The sequence below is a fragment of the Planococcus sp. SSTMD024 genome (assembly GCF_041320495.1).
Taxonomy (GTDB): Bacteria; Bacillota; Bacilli; order Bacillales_A; family Planococcaceae; genus Planococcus.
Map to the genome: position 1 here is coordinate 46,812 of NZ_JBGGNS010000023.1, position 12,536 is coordinate 59,347.

Genomic DNA, 12,536 nt, shown 5'->3' on the forward strand with positions numbered 1-12,536 from the left:
GCCTTATTATGAGGAGGAACTTTATATGATGGAATTAGCGGATATTCGCAACCAGCTCGACAAAACAGCCGAAAAACTGGCGGACTTCAGGGGGTCTCTTTGACTTAGAAAACAAGGAAGCCCGCATTCAGGAATTGGATGAGCGGATGATCGACCCGAATTTCTGGAACGACCAGGAAGAGGCTCAAGTGGTCATTGCCGAACTGAATGCTTTAAAGGATACGGTCAACCGTTACCGCAAGTTCGAAGACGGCCAAGAAGATATGGAAATGACACTCGAACTTTTGCGGGAAGAGCCCGATGAGGATCTTCATGAACAATTAAGCGGAGAAATGAAGCAGTTCCTGGACGATCTCGGTAATTTCGAGTTGGAACTCTTATTAAGCGAACCGTATGACAAGAACAATGCCATTCTGGAATTGCATCCCGGTGCAGGCGGAACGGAGTCCCAGGACTGGTGCTCGATGCTGCTGCGCATGTATACGCGCTGGGCTGAAAAACGCGGATTCAAAGTGGAAACTCTGGATTACCTGGCGGGAGACGAGGCTGGGGTCAAGTCGGTCACACTCGGCATCAAAGGACATAATGCTTATGGCTATTTGAAGGCGGAAAAAGGCGTACACCGCTTGGTCCGCATTTCGCCCTTCGATTCCTCCGGCCGCCGCCACACCTCGTTTGTGTCGTGTGAAGTCATGCCCGAATTCACCGGCGAAATTGAAATCGATATCCGCACGGAAGATTTGAAAGTCGATACTTACCGTGCAAGCGGTGCTGGTGGACAGCACATCAATACGACAGATTCCGCTGTCCGGATCACCCACTTGCCGACCGGTGCAGTCGTAACGTGCCAACAGGAACGTTCGCAGATCAAAAACCGTGAAAAAGCGATGCAAATGCTGAAAGCGAAGCTATATGCATTGAAGATCGAAGAACAGGAAAAGGAATTGCTGGAAATACGCGGCGAGCAGAAGGAGATTGGCTGGGGCAGCCAGATCCGGTCGTATGTCTTCCATCCGTATTCCATGGTCAAAGATCATCGTACAAACCATGAAACTGGAAATCTCCAAGCTGTCATGGACGGCGACCTTGATGGATTCATCCACGCGATGCTGCGCTCAAAAATGCAATAAGCTGAAAAAAACCAATCACAAATCTTCGCAATATAAGAACCCCCGATACTGGCTGCTCAAAAAAAAGAGCAGCGGCGTCGGGGGTTTTTAAAATTTCAAAAAGGCAATAGAAGTAAGGATGCTTGAATATGCCAAGGAGGAGGTTATGGACATGATGACCCATCAATTGTTGATCTTACTGGCCATCGGTTATATCGTCTATACGATCGACATCAAAAAGAATTTTTTTCCAGTCCCGGTGGTGCTGGTGGGGGTCGGTTTGGGCCTTTCATTCATTCCGTATTTCGCTGAATTCGATATATCAAAAGACATCATCTTTAATGTCTTCTTGCCGGCAATTTTATTTACCTCGGCCTATCAATTTCCTTTAAAGCAATTGAAGGAAAATATCGGCATCATCGTCAGCTTAAGTACAATTGGATTAATCTTCACTGTCGTTCTGCTCGGCTTGTCCATTTACTTGGCGGGGGGTGTATTCACTACCCTTTCCCTCACCGCAGCCTTTTTGCTGGCGGCCATCCTCACACCAACCGATCCGGTATCGGTCACGGCCATTTTAAAGAAAAGCAGCGGAGCGGAACAGATTGCCGACGTGGTGGAAGGGGAATCGATGATCAACGACGGAACGAGCATCGTCTTTTTCACCATTTTCCTGACGATGTATCAAACCGGAAACGGATTTTCATTAGGGAAATTTACCACAGAATTGCTGCTCGTCTCAATCGGGGGCGTCATTCTTGGCGTCGCAATCGGCTGGTTGATGAGCAAGACAATCCGTTTCACTCATGATAAAAAATATCAAGTGATGTTGAGCGTCATCGGAGCATACGGCGCTTTTTACATCGGTGAAGCCATCGGGGTGTCGGGCGTGCTTGCGACGGTGGCAGCCGGAATATTCGTTTCGTACGAAATTGGCAGGGAAATCAAGGAAGATACACTTCCGCAATCGCTTAATGGTTTCTGGGATATCGTCACGCCGATTCTATTGGCGGTGCTGTTTTTGTTGATCGGCATACGCGGTGCGGAATACCTGGCTTTTTCAGGCTGGTGGTTCGCAATCGTGATTTTCTTATTGGCCATTATCGTCCGCTTTGTCGTCATCGCGCTGTTCATATACGGGGTGCCCAAATGGCGCCGTGAATTCAAGAATGATTTTTCAACAATCACGTTAACTGCCTGGTCAGGAATTAAAGGCGCCATGTCAGTCGCGCTGCTTCTCTGGCTTGAAGAAACGGCATCTGGCCAGGACCAAGTACTGATCTCTTTAACATTTGCGGTGATTTTGCTGTCGCTCGCCATTCAGAGCATCGGCATCTATCCATTATCGAAAGTATTGAAAAACCTTCAATAAAATAAACAGTGCAGCAAATTGGCTGTGCCGTTGTGTAACGTCTATTGCTTCATCCAGATGAAGTTCACAAAAAACGGTGGTTCTGCTATACTCTGACAGGGTTCAAGTGAATATAGAAGGAAGAGGAATAACTGCTTATGGGTAAACGGAATATACGAAAATCTAAAGATCCACATCCAGTATTGACAACTGTGCTGGATTATATCGCTGTACTGGCTGGAGCGGCGATCGTCGCCATTTCATTCAACGTGTTCCTCTTGCCGAACGAAGTGGCATCGGGCGGAGTCAGCGGCATCAGTACGATTCTATTCGGTTTGTTCGAATGGAAGCCGGCATTCGTCCAATGGGCATTCAATATACCGCTGTTCATCGCAGGCATCATTTTGCTCGGAAAGAATTTCGGCATCAAGACAGCCGTCGGTACCGTGTTTTTGCCATTCGTCGTCTTCCTGACTGAAGATTGGGAAGCTTGGACGAGAGATCCGCTGCTCGGCTCATTGTTTGGGGGCATCATGGTCGGCCTCGGGCTCGGCATCGTTTTCCGTGGCAAAGCTTCGACTGGCGGAACCGATCTTGCAGCGCAGATCATCACCAAATACACCGGACTGACTCTCGGTACAAGCGTCGCGATTATCGACGGCATGATCGTATTGGCAGCTGCCATCGTTTTTGATATTGAAAAAGGATTGTATGCTCTGATCGGTTTGTACTTAACGACAAAAACCATCGACTTGGTACAGGTCGGTTTCAGCCGCTCGAAGATGGTATACATCATTACGAACAAGCAAGTGGAAATCCGGGATGCCATTTACGATGAAGTCGATCGAGGCGTTACGGAATTAACGGCAACCGGGGGCTATTCAGGAAATGAAAAGCCGATTTTGATGGTCGTGATTCCGCAGACAGAATTCACGAAGTTGAAGCAATTGGTCAAATTGATCGACCCGCAAGCGTTTGTCATCGTTTCGGATGCTTCTGAAGTGCTGGGGGAAGGTTTCAAACGTGCCTAAAATTGGTATACTCCTATAGAAGGTAAAAAAGCAAGACGATGAGGAGGAGTTTCATGAAAAAGCAATTGATGACCGTATTGTTCGGTTCAGTTCTCGTACTTGGTGCATGCGGCGGCGGGGAAGAAACGTCTCCTGAAGAGCCAGCGGATACTGGCGGTGATACAGAAACGGAGACTACGACAGTGGATGCAGAAGCAGTCATTCAGCAAAACTGTATTTCGTGCCACGGTGAAAATTTGGAAGGTCAAGGCAACTTCCCGGCATTAAACGATGTAGGGTCCCGTCTTTCTGAAGAAGAGATCCTGTCAGTCATTGAAAATGGTAAAGGCTCTATGCCGCCTAACATCATCGAAGGCGAAGAAGCACAAGCTGTAGCAGAATATCTTGCAAGCCAACAATAAACCGGCATTATGCCCGGTTTATTTTTTTTTTTTTGACAAAAAACAAGGCTATAATAAAGATAAATGGTAAAAATAAGGTAATATAAGGTGTGTTAAGACCTTATATTATTAAAATTTCAGATAATTCTTTGTATCGATTCTGAGTCCGAATTGAAATGTAACTGTAACAAAAAAGGGGTTTAGGAGTGTTATAATAACCGTGCTGCAAAATTTGCTATGTACTTGGGAAATCTAATTTGGTGTAACGCCAAATAATATAGGTGGTTTATTAATGATACAAATGAAAAATGTCTACAAAAAATATCCAAACGGCATTGTGGCACTCAACGGATTGAATGTTGAGATTGCCCAAGGCGAATTTGTATACATCGTCGGGCCGAGCGGAGCCGGTAAGTCCACATTCATCAAAATGATGTATCGTGAAGAACGCCCGTCTTCAGGGCAAATGCTCATCGATGGGAAAGATATCGCGAAATTGAAGAACCGGAAAGTGCCTTTCCTGCGGCGCGACATCGGCGTCGTGTTCCAGGATTTCAAACTATTGCCACGCCTGAACGTCTATGAAAATGTGGCGTTTGCACTCGAGGTTATCGAGGAAAAGCCACAAATCATCAAAGAGCGGGTCATGGAAGTGCTGGACATGGTCGGGCTAAAGCACAAAGCGAAGATGTTTCCGCGGGAATTGTCCGGCGGCGAACAGCAACGCGTTTCAATCGCCCGTTCGATCGTCAATACGCCGAAAATCATGATTGCCGATGAGCCGACGGGTAACCTTGACCCGGATACGTCATGGGACATCATGAACCTTTTCGAACAGATCAACTCGACAGGGACCACCATCATCATGGCAACCCATAACCGGGAAATCGTCAACAAGTTAAGACATCGCGTTATCGCCATTGAAGGCGGGCTGATTGTGCGCGACGCAGCCGGAGGTGATTACGGCTATGAAGATTAGAACATTTGGCCGCCATATCAAAGAAAGCCTCAAAAGCCTCGGCAGAAACGGCTGGATGACTTTTGCATCCGTCAGCGCCGTCACCGTAACTTTGCTGCTTGTCGGCGTGTTCGTCATGATCATGATGAACTTGAATAAAATAGCCGATGACTTGGAAAACGATGTCGAAATCAAAGTGTTCGTATCACTCGATGCGGAAGAAGAGGAAATTGCAGAGCTTGAGGAAGAAATATCCGGGCTCGATGGCGTCGAGTCAGCCAATTTTTCAACTAAGGAAGAAGAATTGACGGATCTTGTTCTTGACTTTGGTGAAGAGCTCAGCCTATTCGAGCAAAGCAATCCATTATTTGACGTTTTCTATGTGAAAGCGACAGAACCCCAACAGACAGAGGCGGTAGCAACAGAAATCGCCGGCCTTGAATATATCGAAGACGTGGAATACGGGGAAGGAAAAATTGAGAAACTCTTCAACTTCCTGAACGCTGGGCGCAATGTCGGCCTGGTCCTTATTTTAGCGTTATTGTTTACAGCGATGTTCTTGATTTCGAATACGATCCGCATCACAATCGTGGCACGACGCACTGAAATCGAGATCATGAAACTCGTCGGGGCGACCAATTGGTTTGTCCGCGTTCCATTCATTCTGGAAGGCATGTGGCTTGGGATCCTCGGGTCCATTATACCAATCGGCCTCATTATACTGCTTTACCAGAGAATCACGGAATTCGCACAGCCCCGGCTCAGCGGAGAACTATTCCAGCTTCTGGAGTTTTCACCTTTCATCTACCAAGTGAGCGCGTTGATCTTGGCGATGGGTGTCTTTATCGGAATTTGGGGAAGTTTTATGTCCATTCGCAAGTTTTTACGTGTATAATCAATTCAAGGCCTATGGTCGCATGTTAACCATAGGCCTAAAGCTTACATAAATTAGGAAATAAAATACAGACATAGAAAAAGAACGTAAATCCAGAGGGGGAAAACGAACTTGAATTCGAAGTCTAAATGGATGTTGTCCGGTATTTCATCAATTCTCGCACTGTCTTTGCTGATGCCTTCAGCACACGCAAACAGCAGCAAGCTCGATGAATTGGAACAAGAGCAACAGCAAGTCCAAAAAGAACAGCAGAAATTGGAAAAAGAACGCAAAGAGTTGGAAGAAAAAGAAGAGGATTTAAGTTCAGGCATCCAAAAGAAAGAAGGCGAGATTAAAAAAACGTCTTCGAAGCTTGACCGCATCGTTTCGGAAATCCAGCAATTGGATAAGAAAATGCAGGAAACACAAGCCAAGATCAATACAGTACAGGCAGAAATCGATCAAACTAAAGAAGAAATCGATGAATTGAAAGAAGCGATTGAAGAGCTCGAACGCAAAATCGACGAACGCACTGAACTCCTGAAAGAACGTGCACGCGCCATCCAAATGAGTGGCGGATCTGTCGAGTACATAGATGTTCTATTGGGCGCTAACAGCTTCATCGACTTTATCGACCGTTTTTCGGCAGTCAATACCTTGATTGAAGCTGACCGCGAAATCATGCGTGAACAAGCAGCCGATAAAAAAGAATTGGCTGCCAAAAAAGAAGCGGTTGAAACGATTCTCGCCAATCAAGAAGAGCGCCGTGCAGAACTGGTTACATTGAAAGCTTCATTGGATAGCCAGAAAAAAGAACAAGCAGGCTTGAAAAAGCAAATGGAAGCTGAGCAAAAGCGTTTAGCTTCAGAAAAGAACAATTTGGAAGCACAACACGAAGAAGCGCTAGAAGTCAGCGCTGCAGTCGAAAAGCAGATCATGGGGCAGCAATCCCGCATGGCGAAGTTGGCTCAGCAAGAAGAAGCTGAACGCGCGCGTATTGCAGAAGCGGAACGAAAAGCGGCGGCAGAAAAAGCAGCAGCCGAAAAGGCCGCAGCTGAGCGTGCAGCGGCAGAGAAAGCCGCAGCTGAACGCGCTGCAGCTGAAAAAGCAGCAGCGGAAAAAGCTGCTGCTAAGTCTTCAGCCGCAAGTGCCAGCACTGCGAGCCCGGCACCAGCACCGACTCCGGCACCAACACCAGCACCGGCTCCTGTCGTTAAGCCATCAGCAAACTTTGTGATGCCGGCTGCAGGGCGCCATACCTCAGGATTTGGCGGGCGTGATATCGGAGACGGCCACGAATCACATCTTGGTTATGATATCGCCAACAGCCCAGGCACTCCTATCGTGGCATCCGCTGCAGGGTTCGTATCCTACGCAGGGTCCATGGGCGGCTACGGCAATGTCATCATCATCAACCATTCGATTAACGGACAGCCGTATGCAACTGTATACGCTCATCTGAACTCGATCGGCGTATCGGTCGGCCAGAAAGTCGAACAGCGTCAATATATCGGCGGCATGGGCAATACCGGCCGTTCGACAGGGCCTCACTTGCATTTCGAAATTCATGTGGGCTCTTGGAACGGTTCGCGCAGCAATGCCGTGAATCCGGCCAATTATCTCTCGTATTAATCCAAAAGCCGCCAAGGCCATTCTTTCCGCTTCAGTATGTGTGAAGTTTCGGAAAGTGGCCTTAGCGGTTTTTTTCAATGACACAATATATTGCGGGGCAATTCCGGCGAATTTACTGGCTACGGGCAGTTCGTTTATCGTATGATGGTAACGGAATGGAGTGAAAAGAATGTCGAAAAAAATGATCGGGCTCCTGGTTGCAGCCGTTCTGGTCATCGTTCTAGCTGTATGGGCAGTCTTTGACAGCCAAAAGGAAGACCGGGCGCTGAATAAAATGGCTCTTGGCAGCAATGTCGATTTTTTGCCGACTGACGAAGGTTTGGCAAGAGGCGAATTGGCTCCTGACTTTGAATTGACGAGCTTAACAGGCGAGGAAATGCGTTTGTCGGATTATCGTGGAAAAGCGGTCATCCTTAATTTCTGGGCGACTTGGTGCCCGCCTTGCCGTGCGGAAATGCCGCATATGCAATCTTTTTATGAAAATCAACAGGATAAAGATGTCGAAGTGGTCGCTGTCAATTTGACGACAGAAGATCGCGGCATGCCGGAAATTGAAAAATTTGTGGAAGAGTTCGGTTTGAGCTTTCCGATTCCGATGGACGTGGATGGGGAGATCGGGTCGCTCTACCAAGCATTCTCCATTCCGACTTCCTATATCATAGATAGAGAAGGCCGTGTGCTCCATAAGGTTGTCGGCCCGATGGATGAAGAAATGATGAATGGATTTATCGAAGAAATCAATGAGGGGGAATCATAATGACATCAATCGAGACGAAATCTGTACACACAGCCGGCATGGAAGAGCGGACGATCCGCCCGAAAGTCATGCCGCTATATCAAACCTCGGCTTTCTCTTTTTCTTCTTTGGAAGAATTGGAAGGCTATTACGAAGGAAATGGCACTTACCTCTACACGCGCACTGCGAACCCGAATACGGATGCACTTGGGCAAACGGTCGCACAGCTCGAAGGAGCCCCGAAAGGCGTTGCTGCGTCTTCCGGCATGTCAGCGATACTAGCCGGTATCCTCTCTGTTGCAGAAGCGGGAGACCATATCCTCGCTGCAGAGGATGTTTACGGAGGCACTTTCCATTTGTTGAAAGAAGAATTAAAAAGGCTTGGCATTACGGTCCATTTTGCGGATTTCTCGGATACCAGCCTCATTGAACAGATTTTGGTTGATTTCCCGGAAGTGAAAATGATTTTGAGTGAATCGATCACCAATCCATTCCTGCGGATTGAAGACATTGAAGGGCTTGTCCGGTTAAAAAATCAATACGGCGTGAAAGTGATGATCGACAATACCTTCGCAACGCCTTATACGTATACGCCTTATGTGGAAGGCGTAGATCTGGTCGTACATAGCGCAACGAAATATCTCGGCGGACATAGTGATGTGACCTCAGGTGTATTAGTGGGCGATGCAGATTTGATTGATGAAGCCACCAAACGTGTTGTCAATCTCGGCATGAATTTGAGCCCTTTCGAAGCATGGCTGACGATACGCGGCGTCAAAACCTTGGCGCTTCGGATGGAAAAGCAGAATGCCAATGCTCAGGCGATTGCCGATTTCCTTCAGGATAAGGCACGGGTATGGTATCCGGGGAAAGGCGCGATTGTTTCGTTTGAACTGCCTGAAACAGCCGACGTGTCGAAATTCTTCTCATCACTCGGCTGGATCAAGATCGTTCCGACTTTGGCCGGTGTCGAAACAACCGTCTCATATCCGTTCGGCACATCTCACCGCGCATTATCGGCAGAGGAAAAAGCGCGGATTGGCGTGACTGAGCGCGTCATCAGGCTTTCAGCCGGAATCGAAGGCACCGAAGATATCTTGGGGCAGCTGCAGCTGGCATTTAACTGATTGAAAAAGATGTAGGGCTATCCCTGCATCTTTGGTACAATGGAAGATAAGTTCATTTAGCTTAAGGATGGTGTCAGTGGAGTGTTAACGGATTTCTTGATGGCAATCGCCATGTTTTTTCTCAACCCTGTTTTTTATGTCGCATTATTTGCAGCGACGATGCTTGGATATTTCCGCGTAAAAAAAGAACGCCGCATTTTCCGCACGCGAATCGTGTACGGCGGAACGGAATTCAAACGCTTGCTGAAAGATGGTTGGCTTTATGCATTGATCTTATCAGCGATCGTGGCGGCTGCCGGGCTGGCAGTGCCGATGGAATGGCTGATTGCACTCAGCATCATCAGCATCGTCGTCATGCTGACAGGTTTTTACCACCTCGCTTCTTTCGTCTATTTAGCGGGAGCAGCCGCATTGGTCGTTTGGTTATTCGGTGCCAACAACTGGGCCATCAATCTCGGATTCGCCGAGATGGCAGGCAGAGGGCTTGCGGATGGCTGGCTCATTTCAGTCGCGTTGATTGCAGGGCTTTTGCTGTTCATTGAAAGCCGCATGATCGAAAAGTCAGCTGCCGCTGCAGCTTCACCGCGTTTGCACAAATCGGCTCGCGGTTTGCGTGCCGCTGCTTATATTTCTCGCCGGCTATGGCTCATACCCGCTGTTCTGGTCGTACCTGGAGAAATGATCTCGGAATACGCACCGTACTGGCCACAGATCCCGATTGGGGAAACAGCCTTTTCCTTTATTTTGTTCCCGCTGGTCTTTGGGTTCCAAGGGCGCAGTAAACGGACACTGCCCGTCTATCTATACCCTAAAATCGCGAAATCGGTCGCTTGGTCGGCTGTCTTGACGATCGCCCTTGCCTTATTCGGTTTCCTTTGGCAGCCGATGGCAATCATCGCCTTGGCTGCTGGAGCGTTGTTCCGCTTGGGAATTAGCTTGTATTATGCGCAGAAAGAACGCAGCGGGAATTATACCGTGACCCCACAAGCGCAGGGCGTCATGATCATCGACGTTCTTCCGGGATCTCCTGCAGAGAAGATGGGGCTTGTGCGCGGGGAAATCATCCGCAAAGTAAACGGCACGACCGTAACGAATGAAACGGAATTATACGAAGCAATCCAGCTCAATGCGGCGCATTGCCGTTTGGAAGTCATCGACCATAACCTGGAAATGCGTTTGCGGCAGCATGTCGTCTTCCGTCATGATCATCACCGCCTGGGCCTCTTGATTGTCGAGTAAGGAGAGAAGCATATGGATTCAATGATGACCAAGTTTTTTCTATCGCTATTTGTGCCCGGCCTTCTCGTCGTCTTGTTTACGCGTGTGACGTTCAACCATTATGTCGGCCTTATATTGACCGTGGCTTTAATTGCCGCGGCCGTTTATGCCGGCTTCACGCATACTTGGCTATTATTCGTCGTCAACGCCGCCTCGTTGACAGCTGGTTTCTGGTATGCGAGCAATATGTATCATAAAAGAAAAAAAGCCGAAGCTCATGAAAATGAGTGACGGCTTTTTTTATTATCCGAACCAAATTCCGTATATGGAAAGAATGGCTATGGTCCCGAGTACGACGAGGATGACGTTCGCCCCGGCAAACGCGATCGCAAAGGCGGAAACGGCACCGATGACGCCAAACCAAATGTTTTCCTGTATGAAGAAAACGGCCGGAAAAATCAATGCTCCAAGCACCGCATACGGAATGTTGCGCAACACATTCTGCACGGTTTCGGGCAACTCACGGCCTTCCAAAAAAGTTAACGGTATTGCGCGTGGAATATATGTAACAACGGCCATTCCAAAAATCATCCACCAAAACCAGGCACCCATCAGGCGGCAACTCCTTTCCGTGAAACCAGTTCAATGATGATCGCCGAAGCGAGTGTCGAAACCATGATCGCCCAACCGGTGGACAGCCAGCCGGTGAAATAGAACATCGAGTTAAACAGGGCGGCAATCAATGCCAGGCTGACGACTTTCCGGTTGCCTTTCATGGACGGCACGAGCAAGCCGACGAACATCGCATACAGGGCGATCGACATGGAAGCCTGCAAAAAAGCAGGAAGGCTGGCGCCGATCAGATGGCCGAGCGAAGTGAACACAACCCAGCTGCCATAGGAAATGGCGATGACCCCGGCCGCAAATGAGGTGCGGATCTTGTCGCCAGGCTGCGTGGCCAATACCGTAAACGTTTCATCGGTGATGCCGAATGCATATAGCGCTTTTTTCCAGTGTGCATCGGGTTCCATCTTTTCGTTCAACGCGGCCGTCATCAGAAAGTGGCGGATGTTGACGATGAACGTATTGACGACAATGAGTGCCGGGAGTACACCGGCTGTGATGAGGGAAAGTGATATGTACTGGGCAGCGCCGGCAAAAACGAAGATGCTCATGGCGGTCGCTTCGATCAGCGATAACCCTGTCGTCTTTGCCAGCAACCCAAAAGTCAACGCGACCGGGAAATAACCGATGGCGATGCTGGCGCCGGCTTTTAATCCCGAAGAGAATCCGTGTTCCTGCAATTTGTTCCGCTCCTTTTGCCGCAAGTATTTCTCTTTTCCAAAATGGGAGAAAGAGTGTAAAGTAATTATAATAGCATAGCATAATTTCTCCTGTTTTTAGATTCATTATTGAAAAATCGCGCAATTTAAAAGGAATGAGCCTATGTCGGATTTTTTTACTATGGAAAACATCGTCGAGTTAACGCAATCTTACCGGGCATTCGGCCCGTTCATCGGTTTTTTGCTGCCGTTCATTGAATCATTTTTGCCGTTCTTGCCGCTTTTTGTCTTTGTTTTCGCCAATGCGACAGCCTACGGCCTATGGCTCGGCTTTCTGTTGTCATGGGGCGGGGCGGTCGCCGGCTCGTATACCGTCTTCCTGCTAATCCGCAAGTTTGGGCAAGCACGATTCATGAATTTCATGACGCGCCACCAGAAAGTTGAAAGGCTCATCCATTGGGTGGAGCGCAACGGCTTCGGGCCTTTATTCTTGCTGCTGTGTTTCCCGTTTACGCCTTCGGCATTGGTGAATTTGGTGGCGGGGCTATCGAATATCAGCCGCCATTATTATTTATTGACCTTGATGGCGGGAAAATTCGTCATGGTCTTGACGATTTCCTACGTCGGCTATGATGTCCGTGCCTTGTTCACACAGCCGGTCCGCACGGGCATCGTCATTGCAGTCATCGTGCTGCTTTATGTGATTGGAAAAATTTTGGAGAAGCGGCTCAATAAAAAAGTGGAAGCCGACTTCAAGAGGGCGAAAGAAGAACGCGAAAAAGAACGGCTATCTTAACGGGAAAGTCGTTCTTTTCAATTGTTTAATGTATAATTAAG

General features: G+C 48.2%; 14 protein-coding genes. 12 read left to right on the plus strand and 2 right to left on the minus strand.

The window, feature by feature from the left end; all coding sequences use genetic code 11:
- Positions 1-28 precede the first annotated feature (28 nt).
- The 11 genes from prfB to AB9R92_RS14515 all read left to right on the plus strand — a co-directional run bounded on the left by prfB (position 29) and on the right by AB9R92_RS14515 (position 10,707).
- Positions 29-1,130, plus strand: a protein-coding gene (gene prfB, locus AB9R92_RS14465; protein WP_370670612.1) for a peptide chain release factor 2 whose coding sequence is annotated in 2 segments (ribosomal slippage) — positions 29-100 and positions 102-1,130 — 1,101 coding nt in all. Because the reading frame shifts where the segments join, the coding sequence is not laid out codon by codon here.
- A gap of 151 nt (positions 1,131-1,281) precedes the next feature.
- Complete coding sequence (locus AB9R92_RS14470) at positions 1,282-2,481, plus strand: cation:proton antiporter (RefSeq protein WP_370670162.1); 1,200 nt, start codon at positions 1,282-1,284, stop codon at positions 2,479-2,481.
- A gap of 137 nt (positions 2,482-2,618) precedes the next feature.
- Entirely contained in the window at positions 2,619-3,491 is an 873-nt protein-coding gene (locus AB9R92_RS14475; protein ID WP_370670163.1) for a YitT family protein, read from the plus strand.
- A gap of 53 nt (positions 3,492-3,544) precedes the next feature.
- Positions 3,545-3,892, plus strand: a complete 348-nt coding sequence (gene cccB / locus AB9R92_RS14480; RefSeq protein WP_370670164.1) for a cytochrome c551 — start codon at positions 3,545-3,547, stop codon at positions 3,890-3,892.
- A 271-nt stretch (positions 3,893-4,163) separates the two neighbouring features.
- Positions 4,164-4,850, plus strand: coding sequence for a cell division ATP-binding protein FtsE (gene ftsE / locus AB9R92_RS14485; protein ID WP_370670165.1), 687 nt, complete (start codon positions 4,164-4,166; stop codon positions 4,848-4,850).
- On the plus strand, positions 4,840-5,724 hold the full coding sequence (gene ftsX, locus AB9R92_RS14490; RefSeq protein ID WP_370670166.1) for a permease-like cell division protein FtsX: 885 nt from the start codon (positions 4,840-4,842) through the stop codon (positions 5,722-5,724). Before ftsE ends, ftsX begins: the two co-directional genes overlap by 11 nt.
- 111 nt (positions 5,725-5,835) lie before the next feature.
- A complete protein-coding gene (locus tag AB9R92_RS14495; protein ID WP_370670167.1) occupies positions 5,836-7,335 on the plus strand; it encodes a murein hydrolase activator EnvC family protein in 1,500 nt (499 codons plus the stop codon).
- Between the two features lie 169 nt (positions 7,336-7,504).
- Positions 7,505-8,092 (plus strand): redoxin domain-containing protein, encoded by a 588-nt coding sequence (locus AB9R92_RS14500; RefSeq protein WP_370670168.1) that lies wholly within the window; start codon positions 7,505-7,507, stop codon positions 8,090-8,092.
- Positions 8,092-9,198, plus strand: coding sequence for a trans-sulfuration enzyme family protein (locus AB9R92_RS14505; protein ID WP_370670169.1), 1,107 nt, complete (start codon positions 8,092-8,094; stop codon positions 9,196-9,198). The genes AB9R92_RS14500 and AB9R92_RS14505 overlap by 1 nt, the downstream gene beginning before the upstream one ends.
- A gap of 81 nt (positions 9,199-9,279) precedes the next feature.
- Entirely contained in the window at positions 9,280-10,437 is a 1,158-nt protein-coding gene (locus AB9R92_RS14510; RefSeq protein WP_370670170.1) for a PDZ domain-containing protein, read from the plus strand.
- A gap of 12 nt (positions 10,438-10,449) precedes the next feature.
- Entirely contained in the window at positions 10,450-10,707 is a 258-nt protein-coding gene (locus tag AB9R92_RS14515) for a CsbA family protein (protein WP_370670171.1), read from the plus strand.
- A gap of 12 nt (positions 10,708-10,719) precedes the next feature.
- Here the strand turns inward: AB9R92_RS14515 and AB9R92_RS14520 are convergent, their stop codons facing one another.
- Both AB9R92_RS14520 and AB9R92_RS14525 read right to left on the minus strand, forming a co-directional pair.
- The gene (locus tag AB9R92_RS14520) at positions 10,720-11,028 is read right to left on the minus strand and encodes an AzlD domain-containing protein (RefSeq protein ID WP_370670172.1); all 309 of its coding nucleotides are present in this window, start codon (positions 11,026-11,028) and stop codon (positions 10,720-10,722) included.
- Positions 11,028-11,720, minus strand: a complete 693-nt coding sequence (locus AB9R92_RS14525; protein WP_370670173.1) for an AzlC family ABC transporter permease — start codon at positions 11,718-11,720, stop codon at positions 11,028-11,030. The genes AB9R92_RS14520 and AB9R92_RS14525 overlap by 1 nt, the downstream gene beginning before the upstream one ends.
- A 142-nt stretch (positions 11,721-11,862) precedes the next feature.
- Here AB9R92_RS14525 and AB9R92_RS14530 point away from each other — a divergent pair, with 142 nt between their 5' ends.
- Positions 11,863-12,495 (plus strand): TVP38/TMEM64 family protein, encoded by a 633-nt coding sequence (locus AB9R92_RS14530; protein WP_370670174.1) that lies wholly within the window; start codon positions 11,863-11,865, stop codon positions 12,493-12,495.
- Positions 12,496-12,536 lie beyond the last annotated feature (41 nt).

Coding starts and splice junctions, on each gene's coding strand:
- AB9R92_RS14520 (WP_370670172.1), bottom strand. CDS start 11,028: ATGGGTGCCTGGTTTTGGTGGATGATTTTTGGAATGGCCGTTGTTACA.
- AB9R92_RS14475 (WP_370670163.1), top strand. CDS start 2,619: ATGGGTAAACGGAATATACGAAAATCTAAAGATCCACATCCAGTATTG.
- ftsX (WP_370670166.1), top strand. CDS start 4,840: ATGAAGATTAGAACATTTGGCCGCCATATCAAAGAAAGCCTCAAAAGC.
- AB9R92_RS14505 (WP_370670169.1), top strand. CDS start 8,092: ATGACATCAATCGAGACGAAATCTGTACACACAGCCGGCATGGAAGAG.
- AB9R92_RS14500 (WP_370670168.1), top strand. CDS start 7,505: ATGTCGAAAAAAATGATCGGGCTCCTGGTTGCAGCCGTTCTGGTCATC.
- ftsE (WP_370670165.1), top strand. CDS start 4,164: ATGATACAAATGAAAAATGTCTACAAAAAATATCCAAACGGCATTGTG.
- cccB (WP_370670164.1), top strand. CDS start 3,545: ATGAAAAAGCAATTGATGACCGTATTGTTCGGTTCAGTTCTCGTACTT.
- AB9R92_RS14530 (WP_370670174.1), top strand. CDS start 11,863: ATGTCGGATTTTTTTACTATGGAAAACATCGTCGAGTTAACGCAATCT.
- AB9R92_RS14515 (WP_370670171.1), top strand. CDS start 10,450: ATGGATTCAATGATGACCAAGTTTTTTCTATCGCTATTTGTGCCCGGC.
- AB9R92_RS14470 (WP_370670162.1), top strand. CDS start 1,282: ATGATGACCCATCAATTGTTGATCTTACTGGCCATCGGTTATATCGTC.